Source organism: Rathayibacter tanaceti (assembly GCF_001634385.1).
In the GTDB taxonomy this organism is placed as follows: Bacteria; Actinomycetota; Actinomycetes; order Actinomycetales; family Microbacteriaceae; genus Rathayibacter; species Rathayibacter tanaceti.
In genome coordinates this window covers 1-4,979 of sequence record NZ_LIIN01000160.1, presented here as the reverse complement: position 1 = coordinate 4,979, position 4,979 = coordinate 1, and the positions used below count along the sequence as shown (strand labels likewise).

Sequence of the window (4,979 nt, the reverse complement as noted above, 5' to 3'; positions counted from 1 at the left end):
CCGTCCGATAGGAGCGCCGTCGCCTCGACGTCGTGCGCGTCGCGCGCGCCGGCCAGGAACTCGCGCTCGGCGATCTCGGAGACGCGCTCACCGGTGGCCGCGCTGGTCTCGTCCAAGCGGCGCCGGCGGCCTCGTTGCGCCTCGGCAGTCGCGGCTCCGCGGGCGATCTGCAGCGTCGTCTGATCGCGCAACGGCGCCGACTGCAGGATCCGGACCACCATCGCCTCGCGGCGCGGTGTCGACGAGCCGGTGAGCCAGCGCTCGACCAGCGGCACGACGTCCGGCATCGAGTGCGCACTCCGCCGCAGCACCTCCTCCACGATCGCGCGATCGGCGTCGTCGACGAGCGGCGGCTCGGCGAGCCGAGCGAGGTCGAGGGGCTCCTCGGCGAGCGCCCTGGCGAACAGACCGGCCTCGCTGCCCTCGATCTCGACCAGGGGCCGCGGTTGCCGACACTCGGCAGCGTCGGTGTAGCGGCCCCAGCCGTCACCCGCCACGCAGGCGACGGCGACGATCCCCAGCTCGGTGCGCTCGAGCGTGCGCAGCACGGCACGGCCGAGCTCAAGCTGCGGGACGCCCCTCGCCTCGGCATAGGTCGCCCTGGTGTAGACGACGACCAGGGCCGCCGTCGCCCGGGGCATCGTCTCCATCACACCCGCGCAGCCGCGCGCCAGCACGGCGACCTCCGCGCGGTTCGGACCCTGCGGCAGCGGGATGCGGAACCCTCCGCCCGCGCGCGAGCCGAGGAAGGGCACGACGACGAGCGACTCCTCCGGCCGGATGCCGATCAGAGTCGGCACGCTCGCGAGCAGGTCGTGGACCCCGCTCGCGCGGACGATCTCGGGCTCGCGCGGCGCGGACGGGTGGGACGGGGATCGGTGAGTCGATGTCATGCCCGCCACCCTCGTCGGTGGAAAAACCCGGCGGAGCCTGCAGAACGCCATCCGGGGAGAAGCGGGCCGCATCCGCGCCTGTGGAGGAGCGCGCATCGACACCACCCGCACGTGCTCGGCCCGACAGGGGTCAGACGGCCGCGGGCATCGGCCGGAGCACCTTCACCATCGGTCGGCCCTTCGCGAGCTCGTCGATCAGCTTGTCGAGGTAGCGGATGCGCTGCATCAGAGGATCCTCGACCGTCTCGACCCGGATGCCGCAGACGACCCCCGTGATCGCCGAAGCGTTCGGATGCAGGCGTGCGGCGGCGAAGAAGTCCTCGAGCGTCGTGCGCTCCGCGAGATGGTGCTCCAGCTCGGCCGCGTCGAATCCGGTCAGCCAGCGGACCGCCTCGTCGACCTCGTCGCGCGTGCGCCCCGTGCGCTCCGCCTTCGCCACGTAGTGCGGGTAGACGTCCGCGAACGCCGTCGAGAAGATCCTGCTCATGCCGTCGAAGGGTACTCGCGCGGACACCTCCTGCCGAGCCCCGGTCGGCCGCTGCGCGCCGGGCCGGGCGGAGGGCGTCGCCGCGCCGCTATCCTCCCGAGTGGCCCTGCGCCTCCCCACCGCCGACAGAGAGAGTGCCCGTGAGCGTCTTGCGCACCAAGTCCGTCGAACAGTCGATCGCCGACACCGATGAGCCGGAGTACCGGCTCAAGAAGTCCCTGACCGCACTCGACCTCACGGTCTTCGGGGTCGGAGTCGTGATCGGCGCCGGCATCTTCACCCTCACGGGCCGAGCGGCGCACGACATCGCCGGCCCCGCCATCGTGCTGAGCTTCGTGGTCGCCGCGTTCGCCTGCGCCCTGGCCGCCATGTGCTACGCCGAGTTCGCCTCCACCGTGCCGGTCTCGGGATCCGCCTACACCTTCTCCTACGCCTCCCTCGGCGAGCTCTTCGCCTGGATCATCGGCTGGGACCTCATCCTCGAGCTCTTCCTCGGCGCGAGCGTGGTCGCGCAGGGCTGGAGCGCGTACCTCGGCTCGTTCCTCCAGCAGCTCGGCATCGTCCTGCCGTCCGCGATCTCGTACGGCGGGGTGGTCGATGTGCCGGCCATCCTCCTGGTGCTGGTGCTCGGCGCGCTGATGACCGTCGGCATCAAGGAGTCGCTGCGGGTCAATCTGGTGCTCGTCGCGATCAAGCTGTTCATTGTCCTGTTCGTCATCATCGCCGGCCTCCAGTTCGTGAGCACCGCGAACTACTCGCCGTTCGTCCCGCCGGCCGAGGCCTCGCAGTCTGCCTCCGGACTGACCCAGCCGCTCCTCCAGTTCCTCTCGGGCATCGAGCCGGCGACCTTCGGAGTCGGCGGCATCATCGCCGGGGCCTCGCTCGTCTTCTTCGCCTACATCGGCTTCGACGTCGTCGCCACGACCGCGGAGGAGACGCGCCGCCCGCAGCGCGACCTGCCCATCGGCATCATCGCCTCGCTCATCATCTGCACCGTCCTCTACTGCGCCGTCGCCCTCGTCGTGACCGGCATGGTGCCCTACCGCGAGCTCGACCCGTCGGCCGCACTCGCCAACGCCTTCGCCTACCACGGGCAGACCTGGATGGCGACGGTCATCTCGGCCGGCGCCGTCGCCGGTCTCACCACCGTCGTGCTGACACTGCTGATCGGAGCGACCCGCATCATCTTCGCGATGGCGCGCGACGGCCTGCTCCCCCAGCGCCTCGCCTCGGTGCACCCGCGCCTGCGTACCCCGTGGTTCACCTCGGTCGTCGTGACGCTCGTCGTCGCGCTGCTCGCCGGGCTCACGCCGATCGGCGTGCTCGAGGAGATGGTGAACATCGGCACGCTCTCGGCGTTCGTTCTCGTCTCGGTCGGCGTGATCGTCCTCCGCCGCAAGCGCCCCGACCTCCAGCGCGGTTTCCGGGTCCCGCTGAACCCGTGGCTCCCGCTGCTCTCGGCCCTGATCTGCAGCTACCTGATGCTCAACCTGTCGATCGAGACGTGGCTGCGCTTCCTGATCTGGCTGGTGATCGGCTTCGCGATCTACTTCGCGTACTCGCGCAGCCACGCGAAGATCGGGACGTAGCGCCTACTCGGCCAGGCCCACCTTGGGCCTGGCCCACGAGCGCCCGCGGGTGTCCTTCAGGATGTCGTACTCGACCTCGACGTGCGGCTCGATCGCGCTGTACTTGTCGTTCGGAGCGCCGATTACGAGCTGGAAGCCGAGACCGCGCCAGGCGCCGATCGCCCGCTTGGTGAAGTGCGCGTCCGCCTTGATCAGCGCCTCGTCCATGAAGACCGGTGCGTAGCGCGGGCGGTCGCGCCCGCGTCGCCGAGCTGGTAGCGCAGCGCCGCTCCGACGATGAACGCGATCAGCTCCTGCGACTCCCCGCCCGACTTCTCGCCGATGTGGTCGTAGAGAGCGATGTGCTCGCGGGTCTGCGCGTCGATCCGCTCGGCGCTGACGCGGACGTGGTTGCGCACGTCGACGAGGTCGCCGAAGTCGGGCGCCGTGCGCCGCAGCCGCTGGATGAGCCGCGACATCCGCCGGTAGACCTGCTCGCGCTCCTCCTCCGTCGAGACCGCCTGGATCTGCGCGCGGACCTCACGGAGCTCGCGGCGGAAGCGGCGGCGAACCTCCGACTGGTTCTCGCGAGTGGTGATCTGGAGGCGGTGCCCGTCGTCGTAGAACGGCAGGTCCTGCATGATCACGTTGATCGGCTCGATCCGCTCGCGGATCTCGCGGAGCGAACGGCCGAGCGTCGAGTCGAAGTTCGTCAGATCGTTGCCGGAGAGGGTGAGCAGGCTGTCGCGCCACTCGGTCTCGAGCCGGTGCAATCCGCTGGTCTCGAGCGCGTCCAGCAGGCGCTCGAAGTCTCCGGCAGACGCCTCCGGGTCGGCCAGCAGGTTCGGGTTCGGCCAGCGGTCGAGGAAACCGGCCATGATCCGCCCGGCCGTCTCGCGCTGCTGCTCGTGCGCCTCCGAGGCCGCCCTACGGTCTTCCGCCAGCCGCTGCGCCGCTGTCGCGAGCGCAGCGTCGAAGCGCACCAGCACGTCGGAGGCGCTCCCCGAGGCGGCCGCCTCGGTCAGCGTGAACCGCGCGTCGAGGAACGCGCGCTGATCGTCGTCGAGCTCGCGCTCGGCCCGCTCGGCCGCGTCGAGAGTCGCCTGGCTCGCATCGACGTCGTCGGCGACCACGGCCCACTCTGCCTCGATGCGCTCGCGCTCTACGCCGTTGCGCGCGATCTCCTGGCGCAGCCGCTCCGTCCGCCCGCGCAGCTCGGCGATCTGCTCCTGAAGCCCGGCGAGCTCGGGATTCTCCTCCGCGACCTCGGCGCCGACGGCTGTCCAGCGCTCCTGCTCGGCGAGGAGGGACTCGACATCGACCTGGTCCCAGGTCGTCCCGGCGAGACGGGCGAGCCGGGTGAGGCGCTCGTCGAGCGCGTCGAGCGCCTCCTCGGCGCCGTGAGCCGCCGCGGTCGCAGTCGCACTGCGGGCGCGGGCGGCCTCGAGCAGCGCGGCCACCTCGCGGAGCCGCCGCGAGTTCGAGAAGCCGAGGACGTTCGCCGTGCCATGACCGCCGTGCGCGCCTCGCCGGCCCTGCGAGAGCTGACCGGTGAGCGTCAGCGCCAGGCGGTGCCGCCCGAGCTCGTCGGCCCGGTCGACGCAGACGAACCCGAACCGGTCGACGAGGCGGTCCTGGAGCCAGCCGGTGAAGGGAGTGGCGCGGTAGTCGAGCCGGCCGGGCAGCGTGCGCTCGTCGAGGCCGCGCACCTCCTCAAGGCCGGTCTGCACCCCCTCGTAGCGGAGACGGACCGGGAGGCGCACCCGATCGATCGCCGCGCGGAAGCGGTCGAGGTGCTCCACGTCGATCATCAGGGTCGTCGCGAAGCCGCCGAGGGCGAGGGTGAAGGCCTCGCGCCACGGCTCGAACTCGGCCCGCACCTCGACCAGCTCGCCCACGAAGGGCAGGTCGTCCTCGCTCAGACCTGCGGCCTCGGCCACCCGCGCCCTGGCCTCGTGCAGCGGTCGCGGGATGCTGTCGCGACGTCCCGACGCGGATCGCTCCTCCGCCTCGAGCTCGGCGAGCTCACGG

5 protein-coding genes are annotated in these 4,979 nt (G+C 71.4%); 1 reads left to right on the top strand and 4 read right to left on the bottom strand.

The window, feature by feature from the left end:
* Nucleotides 1-893: DUF4192 family protein (locus ACH61_RS13865; protein WP_236713698.1), on the bottom strand; the 893-nt coding region annotated here is incomplete at its 3' end.
* A 130-nt stretch (nt 894-1,023) separates the two neighbouring features.
* Nucleotides 1,024-1,380 (bottom strand): DUF2200 domain-containing protein, encoded by a 357-nt coding sequence (locus ACH61_RS13860; RefSeq protein ID WP_068213088.1) that lies wholly within the window; start codon nt 1,378-1,380, stop codon nt 1,024-1,026.
* Between the two features lie 140 nt (nt 1,381-1,520).
* Here ACH61_RS13860 and ACH61_RS13855 point away from each other — a divergent pair, with 140 nt between their 5' ends.
* Nucleotides 1,521-2,969: an amino acid permease gene (locus tag ACH61_RS13855; RefSeq protein WP_068213091.1), complete on the top strand. Its 1,449-nt coding sequence runs from the start codon at nt 1,521-1,523 to the stop codon at nt 2,967-2,969.
* Between the two features lie 3 nt (nt 2,970-2,972).
* On the opposite strand, the gene ACH61_RS18570 is transcribed toward ACH61_RS13855, so the two are convergent.
* Both ACH61_RS18570 and ACH61_RS13845 read right to left on the bottom strand, forming a co-directional pair.
* A complete protein-coding gene (locus ACH61_RS18570; RefSeq protein ID WP_068213085.1) occupies nt 2,973-3,176 on the bottom strand; it encodes a hypothetical protein in 204 nt (67 codons plus the stop codon).
* The coding region (locus tag ACH61_RS13845) for an SbcC/MukB-like Walker B domain-containing protein (protein WP_269085086.1) at nt 3,161-4,979 on the bottom strand (1,819 nt) is incomplete at its 5' end. The genes ACH61_RS18570 and ACH61_RS13845, both read right to left, overlap by 16 nt.

Coding starts and splice junctions, on each gene's coding strand:
- ACH61_RS13860 (WP_068213088.1), bottom strand. CDS start 1,380: ATGAGCAGGATCTTCTCGACGGCGTTCGCGGACGTCTACCCGCACTAC.
- ACH61_RS18570 (WP_068213085.1), bottom strand. CDS start 3,176: ATGGACGAGGCGCTGATCAAGGCGGACGCGCACTTCACCAAGCGGGCG.